Genomic DNA, 18180 nt, shown 5'->3' with positions numbered 1-18180 from the left:
TGGGGTCGGTCCGACATCAGTCGTGCTTGATCTCGTGGATGATCTGGGCACCGAGCTCGCGCTGGAGGAGCTCCGCGCCGGCGAGGCCCGAGGTCTCGATGTCGGGGTCGTCGCGGTGCGCGTCCGCGTCGACGTCGACTCGCGGTGCGGCCTCGGCGGGCGTGCCGGCGGTGCGCGTGGGCACGATCGCCTCGCGGGCGGCCCGGGTGACCTCGGGGGACGCGGTGGCGGTCGGCGCCGGCGGCGCGTCGTCGCGGGGCGTCGGCGCCTCCGGCGGGGCGGCGGGAGGAGGGTCCGCGGGCGCCGGTGCCTCGTCGTGCGGAGCGGTGTCGGCGGGCGCGTCGCCGGCGACGCCGGACGGGGCCGCGGCCTGCTGGGGCGGCGGCGCCCCGGGCGTGGCTCCGGGATCGACGATGGCCTCGACCCGCCAGTCGGCGCCGACCACGTCGATCGCCGCCTGACGGACGATCTCGGGGCTGCCGCCGTTGACGAACGACTCGCGGGCGCCCGCGTTGCCGAAGCCGAGGGTCAGGGTCTTGTCGTCGACCGCGACCACCTGGGCGTGCTGGGTCAGGTGGATCCAGGTCACGCGCCGCTTGAGCTTCGTCGCGTCGACGATGTCGGGCCAGAGGCGGCGTACGTCGACCAGGCTGAGGTTGTTGCCCGTGCCCCGCTGGGCCGGCGCACTGGCCGCGGCCGGCGGCTGCACCGGTGACACAGCGGGAGACACCTCCTCCGGGCCGGCCTCGTCGGCCTCGTCGGCCACGGCGGGGGCGGCGGGAGCGTCGGGGCGAGGAGCCGGGGCTTCCGCCCGGCTCACGGCCGCAGACGGCTCGGCCGGGAACGGCTGGGGCTGCTCCCGCTCGGCGGCCGCGGCCTCCGGGGGCCTGGTCGGCGCGGGCGCCGGGGTGGCGCGGTCCGTCCTGGTCTGCGTCGTGATCGGCTCGCTGGTCGGGGTGATGGTCAGTCGCCGCTCGAGCCGGTCGAGACGGGCGACCAGGCCGTCGGTCGAGTCGTCGGCGCCGGGCAGCAGCACCCGGGCGCAGATCAGCTCCAGCAGCAGCCGCGGCGCGGTCGCACCGCGCATCTCGGTGAGTCCGGCGGCAACCAGGTCGGCGGCGCGGGAGAGGTCGTGCACGCCGAACCGGGCGGCCTGGGCGACCAGCCGCTCGCCCGCGTCCTCGGCGACGTCGATCAGGCCGGATGCCGGGGCGTCGGGCACCGCGGCCACGATCACCAGGTCGCGCAGCCGCCGGAGTAGGTCCTCGGTGAAGCGGCGCGGGTCCTGACCGGTCTCCACCACCTTGTCGACCACGCCGAAGACCGCGGCCCCGTCGGAGGCGGCGAACGCCTCGACCACCTCGTCCAGCAGCGAGTCGGGCGTGTAGCCGAGCAGCCCGGTCGCGAGTGCGTGGGTCACCCCCTCGGCCCCGGCGCCGCCGAGCAGCTGGTCGAGCACCGAGAGCGTGTCGCGGGCGGACCCGCCGCCGGCCCGGACCACCAGCGGCAGCGCGGCCTGCTCGATCGTCACGCCCTCGCGGTCGCAGAGCTCCGCCAGGTAGGAGGAGAGCAGCCGCGGCGGAATCAGCCGGAACGGGTAGTGGTGGGTGCGCGAGCGGATGGTCGGGATGACCTTCTCGGGCTCCGTGGTGGCGAAGATGAAGCGCAGGTGCGGCGGCGGCTCCTCGACCAGCTTGAGCAGGGCGTTGAAGCCCTGCGTGGTCACCATGTGCGCCTCGTCGATGATGTAGACCTTGTAACGGCTCTTCACCGGGGCGAAGAACGCCTTCTCACGCAGGTCGCGGGCGTCGTCGACGCCGCCGTGCGAGGCCGCGTCGATCTCGATCACGTCGATGGAGCCGGGGCCGCCCCGGGCCAGGTCGCGGCACGAGTCGCACTCGCCGCACGGGTCGGCGACCGGCGCCTTCTCGCAGTTCAGCGACCGGGCGAGGATCCGCGCCGAGGTGGTCTTGCCGCAGCCGCGCGGCCCGGAGAAGAGGTAGGCGTGGTTGACCCGGTTGTTCGCCAGCGCGGCCCGAAGCGGCTCCGTGACGTGGTCCTGGCCGATGACCTCGGCGAACGTCTCGGGCCGGTAGCGGCGGTAGAGGGCGAGGGGTGCTTCCACGCTGTGAACCCTAACCATCCGCGCTGACAGCCGGTAGCGAGGTCACAACGTTCCGGGCACGAAATGACGAGGCCCCCCGTGCACCCGGCAGAGCTCACCTGCCCTTGCTGCCTTCCGGCCCTGGGGGAGTTCAGCGAGATGCCGCCGCACGGGGGGTTGGCAGGGAGTCTAGGTCAGCCCCCGGACCGGCACCAAAGCGGCGTACGACGCGCGGCGGGGACGAGTGCCCGGCCGCCTCGATTTCACCGCCCTCATGCCGACCGGTAATCTCCTCCGCGGAGGATTCGCCTAGTGGCCTATGGCGCTCGCTTGGAAAGCGGGTTGGGTTAACAGCCCTCAGGGGTTCGAATCCCCTATCCTCCGCCACCCTGGCCCACCGACGGTCGGCCACGTCGCCGACCGAGGTGGGCGCGAGCGGGACGAAGGCTCCGCCGGACCCGGATCTCCGGGCCCGGCGGAGCCTTCGTCGTCGGCGCTCCGACCCGTCATGTGGCACCCTGTGGCGGACGACCGAGCTCGGGAGGTGATGACCCCGGTGGACACCGACGAGTTCGCGAGCCTGCTCGCGCGAGCCCAGGCAGGCGACGAGGGGGCCTTCACGGCGCTGTTCCGGGCCGTGCAGCCGGCGCTCCTCCGCTACCTGCGCACCCTGACCCACAACCTCGCCGACGGGACGGCGGACGACGTGGCCGCCGAGACCTGGGTCCAGGTGGTGCGGGGCCTCGTCCGGTTCCGCGGGGACGAGCAGGGCTTCCGTGCCTGGGTCTTCACGATCGCCCGGGCACGACTGACCGACGCCCGGCGGCGGTCCGACCGGTTGCCCGTCCCGCAGGACGTCGAGCCCGCCCTGGCCGAGGTGGCGGTCCCGTCCGCCGCGGACACCGTCGAGGTCCTGTTCACGACCGAGCGGGCCCTCGCCCTGATCGGCACGCTGCCGCGCACGCAGGCGGAGGTGGTCCTCCTGAGGTACGTCGCGGGGTTCGACGTGGCCGAGACCGCCCGCATCCTCGGGCAGCGTGCGGGAACGGTCCGGGTGATCGCGCACCGGGCCCTCCGACGGCTGGAAGCGGTCCTCGACGGAAGTCGGCCCGATCCGGCTGTAACGGAATCGGGCCCCGACTCGGTCCGGGAGGTGACATGACGACCAACGAGCGGCACGAGACCGGCACCGACGAGCCCACCGGACGGGTGACGTCGCTGCTGGCAGCAGCGGGAGCGCCGACGGAGCCGGGTCCCCAGCCCGGTGAGTCCCTGGCGCTGGCTGCGTTCCGGGTCGCCCACCCCCAGGAGAGGACCCGCATGCTGTCCAGGATCAACCCCGTACGCGCGGCTCTGACCACGAGCGCCGCCGCCCTCCTCCTCACCGGCTCCTTCGCCGCCGCTGCGGCGGGCGCCCTCCCGGGCGCAGCGCAGGACACCGCCCACGACGTGCTCGCCAAGATCGGCGTCACCGTGCCGGGGCCGAACGAGGCGTCCGACGGCCACCCCGACGGTCGCGGGTCGTCGGACGACGCCGACGAGACCTCCACCGAGGACACCACGTCCTCGGAGGAGTCCACGGACGACACGACGACCGGCGACGAGGAGTCCCAGGGCAAGGGCACGGAGGTCTCCGAGCTCGCGAAGAGCCCGGACCTCACCGGCATCGACAAGGGCGCGGCGGTCTCCACCCTCGCCTCCGGCGGGAAGAGCCAGGCCGGCCAGCACGGGTCCGCCGCCGACGCCGGCAAGCCCGACACCGCCGGCAAGCCGGACACCGCGGGCAAGCCCGATACCGCTGGCAAGCCGGACACGGCAGGCAAGCCCGACACCGCTGGCAAGCCCGACACGGCAGGCAAGCCCGACAGCGCGGGCAGGCCCGACGGCACCGGCACGCCCACGACCCCGGGTGACCGGCCGACCGACTGACCCGGCGCAGGCTGCGCCCGAACCCCGGTGCGTCTGCACACCTACGGCTCGGCGCGCGCGTCACCCAACTACCCCTGCGGGTGACGCGCGCCGACATGTCGGGGCCGGCCGCTAGGTTCCCCTCATGGCGATCCTGCACCGAGCGACCCTGACCCCCAGCAAGCCCGCGCTCGTCGAGGCGTGGCTCGACCGGCAGCCCTGGGGCGGCTCCGGAGAGCTGGAGGTGATCGGCAGCTACCGCTTCGACGACCCCGAGGGGGCCGTCGGCGTGGAGGGAATCCTCGTACGCCGGGCGGGTCAGGTGCTGCACGCGCCCCTGACCTACCGCGGCGCGCCGCTGGAGGGCGCGGAGGCGAGCCTGGTCGGGACGACGTCACACTCGGCGCTGGGGACCCGCTGGGTCTACGAGGCGGCGAGCGACCCGGTGGCCGTCGCCTGCTTCACGCGGGCCCTGGCGGGCGAGCAGGACCAGGTGACCCTCGAGCTCTACGAGGGTGAGGAGCTCATCGCCCGGCCGGAGCCGGCGGTGCGCCTCCAGCGTCGGCCCGGCTCCGCCGCCACCACGGGCGACCTCCGGCTGGCCCGGGTGCTGACCGACCCGCCCGAGGCGCTGGACGGCGCCGAGCAGCTGGTGGCGACGTGGTCGGACGGCGAAGCGGTCGTCGCGGTCCGCTGAACGCGGTTCAGGTCGGTCAGCCGCCCTGCTCGCGCAAGCGGAGCAGGTGCTCGGCGCGGTCGAGGTAGTCGTCCACGTCGTCCATCCGGTAGCCGTGCCGCAGCACCACTGGGCTGAACGTCTTCCGCGCCACCTCCCCCGCCCCCAGCCGCGGCTCGGGTGACCGCAGGTCGCCCTCGACGGCCTCGACGAACGGCTCGACCTCCTCCGCGGCGTAACCGGGTCGGATCCGCGTGTGGCGGAGTCCGGTGCTCTTCTCGGGCTGGCTCATCAGCGCTCCCTCATCGCTGGACTGCACGGCCTCCGTACGTCGATACCCGAGCGACGAGGAGCCTTCAACCCCTACCCGCCGGTCAGCACCGGATCAGGCTCAGCCGACGGGCAGCCGCACCCGTAGCACCGTCTCTCCGTTCCCGGCGTCGACCTCGATGGTGCCGCCGTGCCGCTCGACGACGATGCGGCGCGCGATGTCGAGGCCCAGGCCGGTGCCCTCGCCCACCTCCTTGGTGGTGAAGAACGCCTCGAACGCCCGGGCCGAGGCCTCGGAGGTGAACCCCGGGCCGGTGTCGCCGATCTCGACCACCACGGCGTCCTCCTCGGACCGCGCGGTCACCCGGAGCGTGCCGGCTCCGTCCATCGCGTCGACGGCGTTGTCGACGAGGTTGGTCCACACCTGGTTGAGCTCGCCGGGGTTCGCCTCGACCCGCGGAAGGTCCTCGTCGTACTCCCGCACCACCCGTACCCCGCCGCGCAGCTTGTGCCCGAGCATCACCAGCGTGCTCTCGAGCCCCTCCCGGACGTCGGTGTCCTGGCGCGACGCCCGGTCCATCTGGGTGTAGGACCGCACCGCCGACACCAGGTCACTGACCCGGCGCGTGGACTCGCGCACCTCGGCCACGAGCGTCTCCATCGCCACCGTGCTGGCCACCCAGCCCAAGCCGCTCTCGAGGCGCTCGCCGTCCCCGAGCACGTCCGCGGCGCGGCGACACCAGGCGACGTCGACGCCGGCGGCGGCCAGCCCCGCCGCCAGCTCCCAGTCGCGGGCGACCCCGTGCCGGGACAGCCACGCGGAGAGCTCGTCGGTCGCGTCGGCGAGCGCGAGCGGGTCGTCGGGACCGGTTCGCGGGTCGACCTCGCGGCGGAGCCCGTCGAGGGCGACGAACTGCTCCGCCGCCAGGCCGCCCCGGGCGAGCTCGGTCAGCGCCTGCAGCAACGAGCTGCCGGCGGCGTCGAGCGCGTCGACGGCGCGTACGGCGGCCGACGCCGGGTTGTTGATCTCGTGTGCGAGGCCGGCGGCGAGCCGGCCCAGGGTGACCAGCGAGTCCCGCTGCCGGGCGGTGGACTCGATGCTGCGCGCGGTCCGGTAGAGCCCGCTCACGAGGTGCACGCCGAACGGGAACCAGCCGTCCATCAGGTCGCGCAGCGCCCCGGCCGGCACGCGCAGCACCCGGGCGGCGGTGGTGCCGCGTCCGGTGGCGAGGTAGACCCCCTGCTCGTCCCAGGCACGGAAGCCGCCGGCCCACCGGCCCGGGGCGTCCATGCGGCCGACGACCACGTCCTCGCGGCCGACGTGCCGGACCAGGTCGAGGGTGCCGTCGACCAGCACCCACCAGAAGTCGGCGTGCTCGCCCTCGACGAACAGCTCGACGCCCGGCTCGACCGCCACCTCCTCACCGGCCGCCAGCAGCTCCCCGAGCTGCTCGTCGGTCAACCCCGCGAACAGCCCGATCGGGCGGAGGTCCTCGACGCGCATCTGCTCCCCCTCAGGTCGTGGCCAGGTAGCGGTGGACCAGGTGCACCGACATCGCACCCTCCCCGACGGCGGACGCGACCCGCTTCATCGAGTCCAGCCGCACGTCGCCGGCCGCGAACACGCCCGGCACGCTGGTCTCGAGCGCGTACGGCGGTCGCGGCAGCGTCCAGCGCGCGTCGTACGCCGCCCCGAGCAGGTCCGGCCCGGTGACGACGTACCCGTGCCCGTCGCGGACCACCTCCCCGCCGAGCCAGTCCGTGCGCGGCGAGGCACCGATGAACACGAACAGCCAGCCGGCCGCCAGCTCCTCGGTGGCGCCGGTGTCGCGCTGGCAGATGGTCAGCCCCTCAAGGTGACGCTCGCCGGCGGCGCCGACGACCTCGCTGCGGGCACGGACCTCGATGTTGGGAGCGTCGCCGATCCGCTCGACGAGGTACGACGACATGGTCGCGTCGAGGGACGGCCCGCGGACCACCATGGTCACCCGCTTGGCGTACCGCGCGAGGTTGAGCGCCGCCTGTCCCGCGGAGTTGGCCGCGCCGACGACGTACACCTCGTCGCCCCGGACCTGCGAGGCCTCGCTCGCGTCGGCGCCGTAGTAGACGCCGCGACCGGTCAGGTCGTCCACCCCGGACGCGCCGAGCCGCCGGTAGGAGACGCCGGTCGCGACGATCACCGATCGGGCCTCGATCTCGGTGTCGCCGAACAGCACCGCCCGCACCGGCCCTCGGGTCTCGAGACCGACCACGTCGTTGGCGAGCACCATCTCGGCGCCGAACCGGGCCGCCTGCGCGATCGCCCGGGCGGCCAGGTCGGCGCCGCTGAGGCCCTTGGGGAAGCCGAGGTAGTTCTCGATCGCCGCGCTCCGGCCGGCCTGCCCGCCCGGCGCCTCGCGTTCGACGACCACGGTGCTGAGCCCCTCCGAGGCGGCGTACACGGCGGCCGCCAGGCCGGCGGGCCCGCCGCCGACGATGCACACGTCGTACAGCGGCTGCTCGGCGCGGACCCGCAGCCCCAGCGCGCCGGCGAGGTCGCGCGTGGTCGGGGCGCGCAACGTCTCGCCGTCCGGCACCAGTACCAGGGGCAGGTCCCCGGGCTCGGCCCCGGCCAACGTGGCCAGCCGGCGGGCCTCGTCGTCACGCTCGACGTCGTACCACTGGTAGGGGACGTGGTTGCGGGCCAGGAACGTCTTGACCTCGTAGCTGCGGTCCGACCACCGGTGCCCGACCACGCGCAGGTCGGAGGTGTGGTCGGGGTGGGCGCGGACCCAGTCGTCGAGGAGGTCGTCGACGACGGGGTAGAGCCGCTCCTCCGGCGGGTCCCAGGGCTTGAGCAGGTAGTAGTCGAGCCCGATGTCGTTGATCGCGCGGATCGCGACGTCGGTGTCGGCGTACGCCGTGAGCAGGAGGTACTTCGCGCCGGCGACGTGCTCGCGCGCCCGCTCCAGCACCTCGATGCCGGTCATCCCCGGCATCCGCTGGTCGGCCACCACCAGCGCCACCGGCTGGTCGCGGAGGGCGAGCTCGGCGAGCACGCCCAGCGCCTGCTCGCCGGAGGTGGTGCCGACGATGCGGTAGTCGGCGCCGTACCGGGCGCGCAGGTCGCGCGCGATCGCGGCCGAGACCATCGGGTCGTCGTCGACGGTCAGGATCGTCGGTCTCATGCGGCCCCCGGGCGCGTCGTCGTGCGCGGTCCGCCCGAGCGGTGTCCCCGCCGAGGATACGGCGCTACACGGCGGCCCGCACCGGGTCGGTCAGGCCGACCACGTGCCAGGTCAGCCCGCGGTGCCGGAAGGTGGCACGGAGCCGGCCCTGCTCGGCCGAGACGGTGAGCGCGCCGGGGTCGTGCAGGTAGGTCCGGAAGGCGATCCGCCGGATCCGGAAGCCGAGGTTCTCGGCTGCGAAGAGCAGCCGGCTGACCGCGTTGCGCGGCGGGTGGCTGAACACCAGGAGCCTGGTGGCGTGCCGGGCGGCGGCGCCCAGCAGGCGCTGGTGGTCGGGGTAGCAGCAGACCACGCGGTGCAGGACCACGATGTCGTGCGGCTCGACCGCGTCCGGGTCGGTGACCAGGTCGAGCCGGCGCCGGGTCACCCGGTCGGCCACGCCCGCCTCGGTGGCGAGCGCCGCGGCGTCGTCCTCGTAGGAGTCGACGAGCTCCAGGTTGGTCGCCCGGGCGGCGCCACGGCGCAGCAGCTCGAGGTGCAGGTCGCCGACCCCGCCCCCGATCTCCAGCACCGTTGCCCCCTCGACCCCCTGGGCCGCGAGGAACTCGACGATCCGGCTCGCCGTCCGGTCGAGTCCGCGCCTGCGGTATCGCTTGGCGAGGTGGCGCGAGAACCGCGCGCCGAACAGGTCGTCGTACCCGGACGGTTCGCAGCAGCCTCCCATGCGCCGAGTATCCCGCCGCGCGGGACGGTGGAGGAACCCCGGTCCCGTGGCAGTCTCGACCCGTGCTGCCCCTCGTCACCGCCGCGCCCACGCCCGACTGGCGGCTGGCCGTGGTGCTCGTGGTGCTGGTCGGCGTGGCCGTGACGGCGTCCGCGCTGGGCGGTCTCGGGGTCGGTCGCGGCCAGGTCACCGCCGCCGTCCGGGCCGTGGTCCAGCTCGCGGTCGTGTCCACCGTGATCGCGGCGACCCTGCGGTCGCTGTGGTGGTCGCTGCTCTTCGTCCTCGTCATGTACGTCGTGGCCACCGCGACGTCGGCGCGGCGGATCGACGTCGCGCGCCGGCAGGTGCCGCTGGTCGGGGCGGCGGTGGCCGCGGGCGCCGTACCCGTGCTCGCGCTGAGCCTGGGCTCCGGCGTGATCCCGTTCAACGGCGCCGGCATCATCCCGATCGCCGGCATCGTCATCGGCAACACCATGACCGCCGCGACGCTGACCGGCCGCCGGGCCTGCGCCGAGCTCGGCGCGCAGCGCGGCGCCTACGAGGCGGCCCTGGCGCTGGGGTTCCAGGCCCCCGACGCGGCGCTGCTGGTGGTCCAGCCGTCCGCCCGCGAGTCCCTGCTCCCGGGGCTCGACCAGACCCGGACCGTCGGCCTGGTCACGCTGCCCGGCGCCTTCGTCGGCGTGCTGCTCGGCGGTGGCACCCCGCTCGAGGCCGGAGCCGCCCAGGTGCTGGTGCTGATCGGGCTGATGGCTGGGCAGGCGATCACCTGTGCGGTGCTGCTGCGCCTGGTGGCCCACGGGCACGTGCTCCGCCGCGACCTGGCGGGGACGCTACCCCGCTGAGTCCGGGATGCCGCGCACCGGCGTCCCCTCCTCCACCCGCGCGACGCCTACCCGTGCGGCGTACGCCGCGGCCTCGACCCGGGACCTCATCCCGAGCTTGGCGAGGACGCTGCTGACGTGGTGCGCCACGGTCTTGCGGCTGAGGAACAGCCGTGCAGCGATCTCGGGGTTCGACAAGCCCTGCCCGAGCAGGGCGAGCACCTCCCGCTCGCGCGCCGTCAGGACCCCGGGGACGCGACGTGCGACCGACGGGGTCACGCCGAGCGAACGCAGGAACGCCGCCGCCCGGGCGGCCTCCGACGCTGCTCCCAGCGTGGTGAGGCACTCCAGCGCTTCGCCACCGTGGACCGCGGCGAGGTCGGGGTCGCGCTGCGCCGTGACCTCGGCCAGGGCCAGCATCGCCTGCCCGAGCTCGAACGGCAGGGCGCCCTCGCGGAACGCGTCGCACGCCGCGGCCAGCAGGCGCGCGGCCGCTTCGGCGTCGCCCCGTGCCGCCGCGACCGACCCGGCCGCACGCACCAGCACGGCCCTGGCGCGCGCGTGCGCGGACACCTGCCACACCCCGGCCTCCTCCCGCACCAGGTCGGCCGCGGTCTCGGTGTCGCCACAGGCCAGGCAGGCATCGGCGAGTGCTGCGGTCACCGCGGCGACCTCGGGGTCCCCCGACGCCATCCGGTCCAGCCGATCGCGGAGCACCGCCGCGGCGCGGCTCGCGAACCCCCGAGCCAGGTCGACCGCCGCGACCGTCACCGCCGCCCGGGACGTGTGCCCGAGGCCCGTGAGGAGCTCGGCCGCCTCCTCCAGGCGCCCCTGTCGGCAGCGCAGGTCGGCGAGCGCGAGCCGGGCCTCCTCCGCGGGACCGGCCCCGACCTCCGACGACATCGCCAGGGCTCGGCGCAGCTCGTCCTCTGCCTGTTGCCACTCGCCGGCGGCCAGCAGCACGCTGCCGAAGTGGGCCCGGCACCGGGCCTGGAGGAACGGGCACCCGTACCTCGCCATGAACCGGTCTGCCTCGCGACACCAGAGGCGGGCCCGGACGAGGTCGTCCACCAGGCTGCAGGCCGCGAGCATGTTGCAGGACGACCACACCACCACCTGCAGGTCGTCCAGCCCACCGAACGCGCTCGTCATCGCCTCGTCGAGGTGGACCAGCCCGGTTTCCTCCTGCCCACGCTGCACCAGCACGAGGCCCAGGTCGGAGAGCGCCATGGTCTCGAGGGCTGTGTCCTTGCCCGTCACGGCCAAGGCCCGGGCCCGTTCGAGGCCGGTCAGCTGTCGATCGGGGTCGTCGTCGAGCAGCGCCTGGAGGAGCACCACCCAGCCGCGGGCGACGTCGCTCCCGGCACGGGCTGCGGCGCGGTCCGCCCGCGCCAGCCAGCCACGCGCGGCGACCACGTTGTCGAGGTTCGTGAGGTACCAGACGCACAGGTCCACTGCCGCCCGCGCCGCCTCTTCGTCTGCGTCGGCGTCGACCAGGAGGCGGAACGCGTGCTGCCGGTGCTCGATCGCGGCGCGCACGTCGCCGAGCCACCAGCAGACCCGGCCGAGACCGTCCAGGGCCCCGGCCGTCTCGCGCTCGGCCACCGCTCCGGCGTACGCCGCCCGGGCCTGCTCCCATCGGCCGGCGGCTGCCGCGGAACGCGCCTCGGCCACGAGGTCGTCGTACCGCACACCGCCATGATCGCGCGGAGTCCGCGCCTCCGAATAGGTCAGCTGTCCGATGTGCCGCCACCGCGTCCGGCCCACGCTGGGGATCGGATCGAGGAGGTGCCGCATGACCGAGACCTTCCACCTGTCCTCCGAGCAGGCCAGGACGTACGACGAGGTGTTCGTGCCCGCGCTGTTCGCCCAGTGGGCGCCCCAGCTCGTGAGCTGTGCACGGATCAGGGCCGGCGACGACGTCCTCGACGTGGCCTGCGGCACCGGGGTCGTCGCCCGAGCGGTTGCGGACGTCGTCGGGGCCGGCGGTCGCGTCGTCGGTGTCGACCTGAACCCCGCGATGCTGGAGGTGGCCGGGGCGCGCAGCCCCGACCTCGAGTGGCGGATCGGCGACGCCGAGGACCTCCCGTACCGCGAGGGGGAGTTCGCGCACGCCCTGTGCCAGTCGGCGCTGTTCTTCTTCCCCGACCCGCGACGCGCGGTCGCCGAGATGGCACGGGTGGTCCGGCGTGGCGGCACCGTGGCCCTCCAGACCTATGCCGGGCTCGACCGGCAACCCGCGTACGGACCCTTCGTCGACGCGGTCGCCCGGCTGGCGGGTCCGGAGGTTCGGGTCCTGCTCGGAACCTACTGGTCGCAGGGCCAGCTGGCCGGGCTCTGCGACCTGCTCGTCGAGGCAGGGCTGGAGGTCGTCGAGACCAGGAGCAGCCTCGGCACGGTGTCGTTCCCGTCCGCGGACACGCTGGTACGCACCGAGATCGCGGCCACCCCGCTCGTCGAGCGGATCGACCCGCGAGCGATGGACGCCGTCCTGGTCGAGTGCCGGGCCGTCCTGGCGCCGTTCGTCCGGCTGGACGGAGGGGTCGACGCGCCGATCCGGGCGCTCATGGTGGCCGCCCGCAAGCCCTGACGTCCCGCTCGTTCAGGGGCGCCGGGCGGTGAGCGGCCGCAGCAACAGCCCGAGCAGGACCAGCCCGCCGGCCCCGAGCCCCCACCACATCATGGTGCGCCGGGACTCCGCGGCCACGTCCTGCGGCCGCTCGGGCGGGCTCAGCTCGCCCCGCGCCTCGACGTACGCCGGGGCGCGCTGGAGGGTCCCGTCCTTCGCGATCTGCAGCTGCGCGGTCAGCGCCTCGAGCGGCTGGACCATGCCGTGCCCGTCGAGCGCGTCGTCGGCGTACGCCCCCCGCGCGGTGGCCTCGATCCGGGTCGCGACCTGGGCCGGGCTGCGGTTCGGGTTCTGGGCGAACAGCAGGGCCGCCAGCCCGCTCACCTGCGCGGTCGCCCAGCTCGAGGCGACATCCCCGATCGCGCAGGTGGAGCCGCCGACGGTGACGCTGATCGCGCCGACGGCGGGCGCGGACACGTCGGTCTCCGGACCGGTCCACACCCAGGTCGGGTCGAGGTCGAGGTCCGGGTCGAGGGCGGTGACCGCCAGCACCTCGTCGTCGTACGACGCCGGGAAGCGCACCTCGTCCTCCCCCGGCCGGTAGCGGTCGGGGTCGTCCTCGTCGTCGGGGTCGGCGGTCCGGTTGCCGACCGCGGCGACGACGAGGATCCCGCGCCGCGTGGCCCGGTCGATCGCCTCCTGCACGGCCGGGCTGGCGTCGTCGAGCTCCAGCGACAGGTTGATGACCCGGATGTTCTCGGTGCGTGCCAAGGCGACCGCCTTGTCGATGCCGGCTGCGAGCGCGCGGTCGGTCAGCTCCGGCGGCTCCCCGGAAGAGCCGAAGCCCTCCGGGCGGGGCGCGGTCACCCGGACCGGAACCACGTGGGCGCCCGGGGCCACGCCCAGCACCCCGCGCTCCCGGTCGTTGCCCGCCACCAGGCCCGCGACGATGGTGCCGTGGGCGTCGGCGATCGCACCCGGGCCGGCCACCGTGGCGGCGCCGCGGACGTCGACCATGCCGGTCGCGGGGTCGACCCCGGAGTCGACGACCGCCACGCCCACGCCCCGGCCGTTGCTGATCCGGTGCGCCTCGGGCAGCCGCAGCGCGGTGGCCACCCGGTCGTTCGGCTTCTCGTAGGTGACCGGCTCGCCGGCGTCCGGGACGTCACGCACGCACGCCCCCTCGGCGTACGCCGGCGCGGTCGGGCCGGCGACGGACGCGGCGAGCCCTGCGCCGAGCAGGCCGGCAGCCAGCAGCCGAGCGGCGGGCGGCCTCAGGCCTGGCACGAGCTCGTCGCCCTCTCGGCGTCCGGCGACCCGAGCGCGGCCCGCGCCGAGAGCTCCGGCCCGCAGGCGAACTGCTCGATCCAGGCGTCGGGGATGGTCGGCGGGTCGTAGGACGAGTAACCGAGCAGGCCGGCGGTCTCGGTGCCCTTGCCGCCGAGGCGGTAGCGGGTGCCGCCGGAGTCGACGACCCACTGCTGGCCGCCGGCGGCGTCGCCGTGCCCGGCGGTGCGCACGTAGGCGCCCTGGCCCGGCGCCACGCTGAACCGGATCGCGTCCCCGACGTCGTCGGCGCCGGCGTCGCCCGTCGGCGTGGTGGCCAGCAGCGTGCGCGAGGCGCGACCGGAATCGGCGTCCAGCACGGCGCACGGCTCCGCCGTCAGCGCGACCGGCTCGGCGGCCGGCCACACCGAGAGGTCGGCGGCGGCCCGGGGCCGGGCCTCGAAGGTGTCGATCTCGACCGGCCGGCGGTCCGCCACGATCTCGTAGACCGCCGCCGCGAACGGGGAGACCTCGACCGGCTCGTCGGTGTCGAGCACGTAGCTCTTGCCGGCGTAGGTCACCAGGCTGCCCACCTGCAGGCCCGGGTCGCCCAGGCTCCCGGCGTACGACGCGGCGCCGCTGCCGGAGACCCCGAACGACCCCGCGCTCAGCGACGGGCCGACCGGGAACAGGTTGAGCCACTCGTCGGGAACGACGTACTCCGGTGCGGAGCCGAGTCCGAGCCGGGCCAGGATGCCGTTGGCGACCGGACCCGAGCCGAGGTCGAGCCGGAAGCCGCCGGAGCCGTCGCCGGCCGAGGCGACCAGCCAGCGCTTGCCTTCCCTGCCCTCGACGGTGACCGCGGCGGACGGCGCCGGGGTGGTCGCCGCCGTGCGGTCGATCCGGAACTGCGCGCCGCCGTCGTCGTTGAGGCAGGCGCTCCAGCCGCTGTCGACCAGCAGTCCGGACGAGGGGAGGTTGTCGGGGGCCCCGTAGATGCCGACGTCGTCGCCGATCTGGACCTTGTTGATCTCGTCCTGCGAGACCGACGAGATCACCTCCGAGTCCGAGCCGTAGATCAGCCGGGCCGAGATCGGGTCGGTCGGCAGCAGCGCGCCGTCGTCGTCGAGCACGACGTAGTTGTTGCCGGTCTCCTGGGCGATCACGATGCCCTGGTCACGCCAGCCCTCCGGGGTGCGCGGGGAGAAGACGCCGGCGATCGCGGCGCCGGCGACCAGCAGCACGGCGAGCGCGACACCGCCGACGATCGCCCGGCCGGGGCGGGCCGGCTCGACCTCACGACCTCCCGGGGCGCCGCTGACGAAGGCGGTGACGAGGCGCCGCCGGCTGAACGCGTGCGCCTCGACCAGGTCACGCTTGGTCGACACCCGCAGTCACCCCCGGACCCGGTCGTACAGCCCGACCGCGAGCACCAGCAGGGGCACCAGCGCGACCAGGGCGGTGACCTCGGCGACGTCGGCGAGCCGCCCGCGGCGCACGGACGCGGAGCCCGGGACGAAGGTGCCGGTCAGCAGCAGGGCACCGGCCGCGGCCAGCACCACGGCCACGGTGGCCCGCCAGTCGGGGTGCACGACGAGGACGGCGCCGGCGGTCGTGACCAGGCCGAGGATGCCGGAGGCGAGGCCGACCATGACCTCGGAACCGGTGCGGTACTGGCGGGTGCGGAGCATGACCACCGCCGACGAGGCCACCGCGATCAGGGTGCCGGCCAGGCCCAGGGTCACCGCCAGCGGCGCGGTGAGCACCAGCAGCGCACCGACCGTCGCCGAGACCGCGAGCAGGATCTCGTGGCCGACCAGCGCGTCCTCGCGGACCACGCCCGGGTCGACCGCGGTCGGCTCGCGGGTGATGTCGGCGTGGCTGTAGATCTGCTCGACGTTGGTGCCGGTGACACCGAGCGCCAGCCAGGGCAGCACGCTGCCGACGACCACGACCAGCACCAGCACGGTCGTGAACACGACCGCCGCGTCGACCGTCGTCCGGGTCATCACGAGCCCGACGGCGGCGCAGATGCTGCCGACGACGACGGCGGGGATGACCAGCGCCCGGCCGGACCGCAGGCCCACGACGCACACGATCCCCGCGAGCATGGCGCCGACTCCGGCGGCGGCCACCGGGTAGCCGAACAGGTCGCCGTCGGGGACCAGCATGCGACCGGCCACGGCGGCGTACCCGGCGCCCGTCCAGGCCAGGCAGATCGCGGCCTCCCGCTCGCGCTGGGCGTGGCTGAGCACGACCGCACCGACCACGAGCAACGCCGCGATGATCGCGGACGCGACGGCCGCGACGGTCGAGCCGCGCTGGAGGTGGAGCGCGAACGCTCCGAGACCGAGCAGCAGCACCGCGGCGGTGAGCGCGGTACGCCGCCCGGCGGCCGGCTCCCACGGCTTCAGGTCGCGCTCGACGGCATCGGCCATCGCCTCGACCACGTCGTCGTAGACCCGCGGCGGAGCGTCGTCGACGCCGGCCGCGACGGTCAGCAGGCCGCCGTCCCGCACCCCCTGCATGGTCAGGCCGGCGTCCCCGGCGAGCGGGCGCCCGTCCTGGGTGATGACGCGGTAGCCGCCGTGGACGGTGGCGGCGTCGAGGAGGCCGACGCTGCGGGCGAGCTCGGGGACCAGCTCGGCGACGGGGACCGAGCCCGGCAGCACCAGGTCCACCCGGCGGGTGCCGGAGGCGACCGTGACCCGGACCAGGCCCGAGGTGCTGGTGGGTGTCGCGGCGTGGGACATCCTCTCCCCGTTCGTGTGTGGTGGCCTTGTCAGAACGTCGTACCTGCGCGAACGAGGGTCGCGGCCCGGTCCGCGCAGGTCACCCTACCCGCGGCTCAGCCGTCCGCCGGGGCGGTCGTGTCGTCGGGCTCCGGCCGGTCGACGTGCCGGGTACGGGCGTCGCGGTTGGCGTCCTCGGCGGCGGTGCCGACCCGGATCCGGGCGAGCCGGTCGAGAGCGCCTGCCGAGAGCTGGTCGGCTGCCTCGAGCCCGGCGACCGCTTCGGTGAGGTAGCCGCTGAACTGCTCGAGGTCGGCCCGCACCCCGTCGATCGTCTCGGCGACCACCGCGTGCGCGGACCGGTGCGCGGCCACCACGTCGGCGGCCGAGGCGTAGCCGCCGAGCATGCCGCCGCTGAGCGACAGCTTCCGGAAGGTCCGGTCGCCCGCGACGTCGTCGGCGGTCTGACGCGTCTGCCGGGCCAGGCCGAGCACGGCAGCCGAGTCGAGGACGATCCCCGTCGTGCCGGACGCAGCGGTGCGCGTGGGCCCACCCTCGGGGCCAGTGGCGAGAACCATCTCCCCGCCCTCAGTCGATCACCGAGTCGGTGGCGCCCTCGTCGTCGAGCCAGCTCTCCTCGTCGGCGAACGCGAGGTGCTCCCGGGCGACGTCCTTCTCGTCCTTCTTGCCGGCCCGGCCGCCCTGGCCGGCAGCAGCCGGGCCGCGCCCGCCGCGACCCCCGGCTCCGGAGCGACCGCCCTTGCCGGCGGCCTGGCCCTGGCCGGGAACCGTGGTGCCGCGGCCACCCGCCGCACCCCGTCCGCCGGTGGTGCCGCCGGTCCGGGAGGCGGTGCCGCCCTGGCCGGGCACCATCGACCCGGAGCGCCCGATCGCCCCGCGCGACGCGGCACTGCCGGAGGACCGGCCGATCGCGCCGGAGGCACCCGGCGCGCCGGTGACCGGCCGCATGCTCGCCGGCATGCCGCCGCGGCTGGCCGCGATCGCGCCCGCGCCGCTGACCACGCCGGCGCCCAGCGCCGAGCCCGCCGCCGCGCCGGAGCCGGAGACCGGGGTGGCGGTGCTGCCGGGGGCGTACGACGAGCCGCCGGACGCGCCGGGCTGGTAGGTGCCGCTGCCGCCCGCCAGGTTGCCGCCGACCGGGACGGTGCGCGGTCCGGTCGGGGTCGGCTCGCCCGGGTTGCCGTCGTCGCGCGGACCCTTCGGGTCCTTCGGGCCCACCTCGTAGCGCGGGCCGTCGTCGCGTCCCCCGTCCGGCCGGCCGCCCGGGCCGGCGTCGACCGTGCCCCCGCCGCCGCTGCGGACCAGCGGAGACGTGCCGCCGGTGCCGCCGCCACCACCGCCGCCGGAGCTGCGGCTGGGCGGGTCGCCGGCAACCGTGCGCAGGTCCGAGGCGGACTTCTCGAAGTGCGTGTCGAGCTTCGTGAGGGCAGCGCCGGCCGCCTTCTCGCGGGCGGCCACCTCGCTGTCGTGCTGCGCCTGGCGGAGGCTCCCACCGGGGTCCATGAGCCGCTCGAGGTCGGTCTGCGGGGCGTTCGGGTTCGTGGTGACCTTCGGCAGCCGGTCGTAGTCGGCCTGGGCCGCACGGAGGCCGGTGGAGGTGGTCGTGAGGGCGTTGGCCGCGGTGGTCATCTCGGACGCCCGCTGGTCGACCTTCTTCTGCACCTCGCGGTAGCGCTCGGCGGCCGCGGCGCCGGTCGGGTTGTTGGGCCCGAAGCTGGTCTCGAGCTGGGCCGCCTGCGACGTGAGCTTCCGGGCCACACCTCTCAGGAGGTCCGCGCCCAGCGACCACGAGGCGGCCGCCGCGTCCACGGCGTCGAGGTTCGCCGAGAAGGCCTGGAGGAGCTTCTGCTCCTGAGGACCGGCCGCGCCACCGCCGCCGCCACCGCCGCCGCCACCGTCTGCTGCCACCATCGGGACTGCTC

At 75.2% G+C, this 18180-nt stretch carries 16 protein-coding genes, 1 tRNA gene and 1 other RNA gene; 6 read left to right on the top strand and 12 right to left on the bottom strand.

What is annotated here, in order from left to right; genetic code table 11:
• Window positions 1–16: 16 nt before the first annotated feature.
• Window positions 17–2143 (bottom strand): DNA polymerase III subunit gamma and tau, encoded by a 2127-nt coding sequence (locus tag EKO23_RS06445; RefSeq protein WP_134715359.1) that lies wholly within the window; start codon window positions 2141–2143, stop codon window positions 17–19.
• A 48-nt stretch (window positions 2144–2191) separates the two neighbouring features.
• Window positions 2192–2284, bottom strand: an RNA gene (gene ffs, locus EKO23_RS06440) — signal recognition particle sRNA small type.
• 118 nt (window positions 2285–2402) lie between these two features.
• Between ffs and EKO23_RS06435 the strand changes: the two genes are divergently transcribed.
• The 4 genes from EKO23_RS06435 (at window position 2403) to EKO23_RS06420 (ending at window position 4709) form a co-directional block, all read left to right on the top strand.
• Window positions 2403–2491, top strand: a tRNA-Ser gene (locus EKO23_RS06435).
• A gap of 169 nt (window positions 2492–2660) precedes the next feature.
• Window positions 2661–3266 (top strand): RNA polymerase sigma factor, encoded by a 606-nt coding sequence (locus tag EKO23_RS06430; RefSeq protein WP_217702503.1) that lies wholly within the window; start codon window positions 2661–2663, stop codon window positions 3264–3266.
• Window positions 3263–4033: a hypothetical protein gene (locus tag EKO23_RS06425; RefSeq protein WP_134715353.1), complete on the top strand. Its 771-nt coding sequence runs from the start codon at window positions 3263–3265 to the stop codon at window positions 4031–4033. Before EKO23_RS06430 ends, EKO23_RS06425 begins: the two co-directional genes overlap by 4 nt.
• Window positions 4034–4157: 124 nt before the next feature.
• Entirely contained in the window at window positions 4158–4709 is a 552-nt protein-coding gene (locus EKO23_RS06420; protein ID WP_134715351.1) for a maltokinase N-terminal cap-like domain-containing protein, read from the top strand.
• A gap of 16 nt (window positions 4710–4725) precedes the next feature.
• Here the strand turns inward: EKO23_RS06420 and EKO23_RS06415 are convergent, their stop codons facing one another.
• The 4 genes from EKO23_RS06415 to EKO23_RS06400 form a co-directional block, all read right to left on the bottom strand.
• On the bottom strand, window positions 4726–4980 hold the full coding sequence (locus EKO23_RS06415) for a DivIVA domain-containing protein (RefSeq protein ID WP_134715348.1): 255 nt from the start codon (window positions 4978–4980) through the stop codon (window positions 4726–4728).
• A 99-nt stretch (window positions 4981–5079) separates the two neighbouring features.
• Window positions 5080–6462 (bottom strand): sensor histidine kinase, encoded by a 1383-nt coding sequence (locus EKO23_RS06410; protein ID WP_134715345.1) that lies wholly within the window; start codon window positions 6460–6462, stop codon window positions 5080–5082.
• A 10-nt stretch (window positions 6463–6472) separates the two neighbouring features.
• Window positions 6473–8125 carry an FAD-dependent oxidoreductase gene (locus tag EKO23_RS06405; RefSeq protein ID WP_134715342.1) on the bottom strand — a complete coding sequence of 551 codons (1653 nt, stop codon included), beginning with the start codon at window positions 8123–8125 and terminating at the stop codon, window positions 6473–6475.
• A gap of 64 nt (window positions 8126–8189) precedes the next feature.
• Window positions 8190–8849: a class I SAM-dependent methyltransferase gene (locus tag EKO23_RS06400; RefSeq protein ID WP_175582666.1), complete on the bottom strand. Its 660-nt coding sequence runs from the start codon at window positions 8847–8849 to the stop codon at window positions 8190–8192.
• 62 nt (window positions 8850–8911) lie between these two features.
• Here EKO23_RS06400 and EKO23_RS06395 point away from each other — a divergent pair, with 62 nt between their 5' ends.
• Window positions 8912–9691, top strand: a complete 780-nt coding sequence (locus EKO23_RS06395) for an ABC transporter permease (RefSeq protein ID WP_246050936.1) — start codon at window positions 8912–8914, stop codon at window positions 9689–9691.
• Here EKO23_RS06395 and EKO23_RS06390 read toward each other — a convergent pair.
• Window positions 9680–11362 (bottom strand): helix-turn-helix transcriptional regulator, encoded by a 1683-nt coding sequence (locus EKO23_RS06390; RefSeq protein WP_134715339.1) that lies wholly within the window; start codon window positions 11360–11362, stop codon window positions 9680–9682. The genes EKO23_RS06395 and EKO23_RS06390 overlap by 12 nt on opposite strands.
• A gap of 103 nt (window positions 11363–11465) precedes the next feature.
• Between EKO23_RS06390 and EKO23_RS06385 the strand changes: the two genes are divergently transcribed.
• Entirely contained in the window at window positions 11466–12260 is a 795-nt protein-coding gene (locus EKO23_RS06385; protein ID WP_134715336.1) for a class I SAM-dependent methyltransferase, read from the top strand.
• Window positions 12261–12272: 12 nt separating this feature from the next.
• On the opposite strand, the gene EKO23_RS06380 is transcribed toward EKO23_RS06385, so the two are convergent.
• From EKO23_RS06380 to EKO23_RS06360, 5 genes are all read right to left on the bottom strand, one after another.
• Window positions 12273–13526 carry a S8 family serine peptidase gene (locus EKO23_RS06380; RefSeq protein ID WP_134715333.1) on the bottom strand — a complete coding sequence of 418 codons (1254 nt, stop codon included), beginning with the start codon at window positions 13524–13526 and terminating at the stop codon, window positions 12273–12275.
• Window positions 13514–14893 (bottom strand): type VII secretion protein EccB, encoded by a 1380-nt coding sequence (gene eccB, locus EKO23_RS06375; RefSeq protein ID WP_167880344.1) that lies wholly within the window; start codon window positions 14891–14893, stop codon window positions 13514–13516. The genes EKO23_RS06380 and eccB overlap by 13 nt, the downstream gene beginning before the upstream one ends.
• Window positions 14894–14899: 6 nt before the next feature.
• Complete coding sequence (gene eccD, locus EKO23_RS06370) at window positions 14900–16258, bottom strand: type VII secretion integral membrane protein EccD (RefSeq protein WP_134715327.1); 1359 nt, start codon at window positions 16256–16258, stop codon at window positions 14900–14902.
• 95 nt (window positions 16259–16353) lie between these two features.
• Complete coding sequence (locus EKO23_RS06365) at window positions 16354–16815, bottom strand: hypothetical protein (protein ID WP_134715324.1); 462 nt, start codon at window positions 16813–16815, stop codon at window positions 16354–16356.
• Window positions 16816–16825: 10 nt separating this feature from the next.
• Window positions 16826–18169 carry a hypothetical protein gene (locus EKO23_RS06360; RefSeq protein ID WP_134715320.1) on the bottom strand — a complete coding sequence of 448 codons (1344 nt, stop codon included), beginning with the start codon at window positions 18167–18169 and terminating at the stop codon, window positions 16826–16828.
• Between the last annotated feature and the right edge of the window lie 11 nt (window positions 18170–18180).

Source organism: Nocardioides guangzhouensis (assembly GCF_004519545.1).
Lineage (GTDB): Bacteria > Actinomycetota > Actinomycetes > Propionibacteriales > Nocardioidaceae > Nocardioides > Nocardioides guangzhouensis.
Note: the sequence above shows the minus strand (reverse complement) of the source record. Positions and strands in the feature narration are given on the sequence as shown.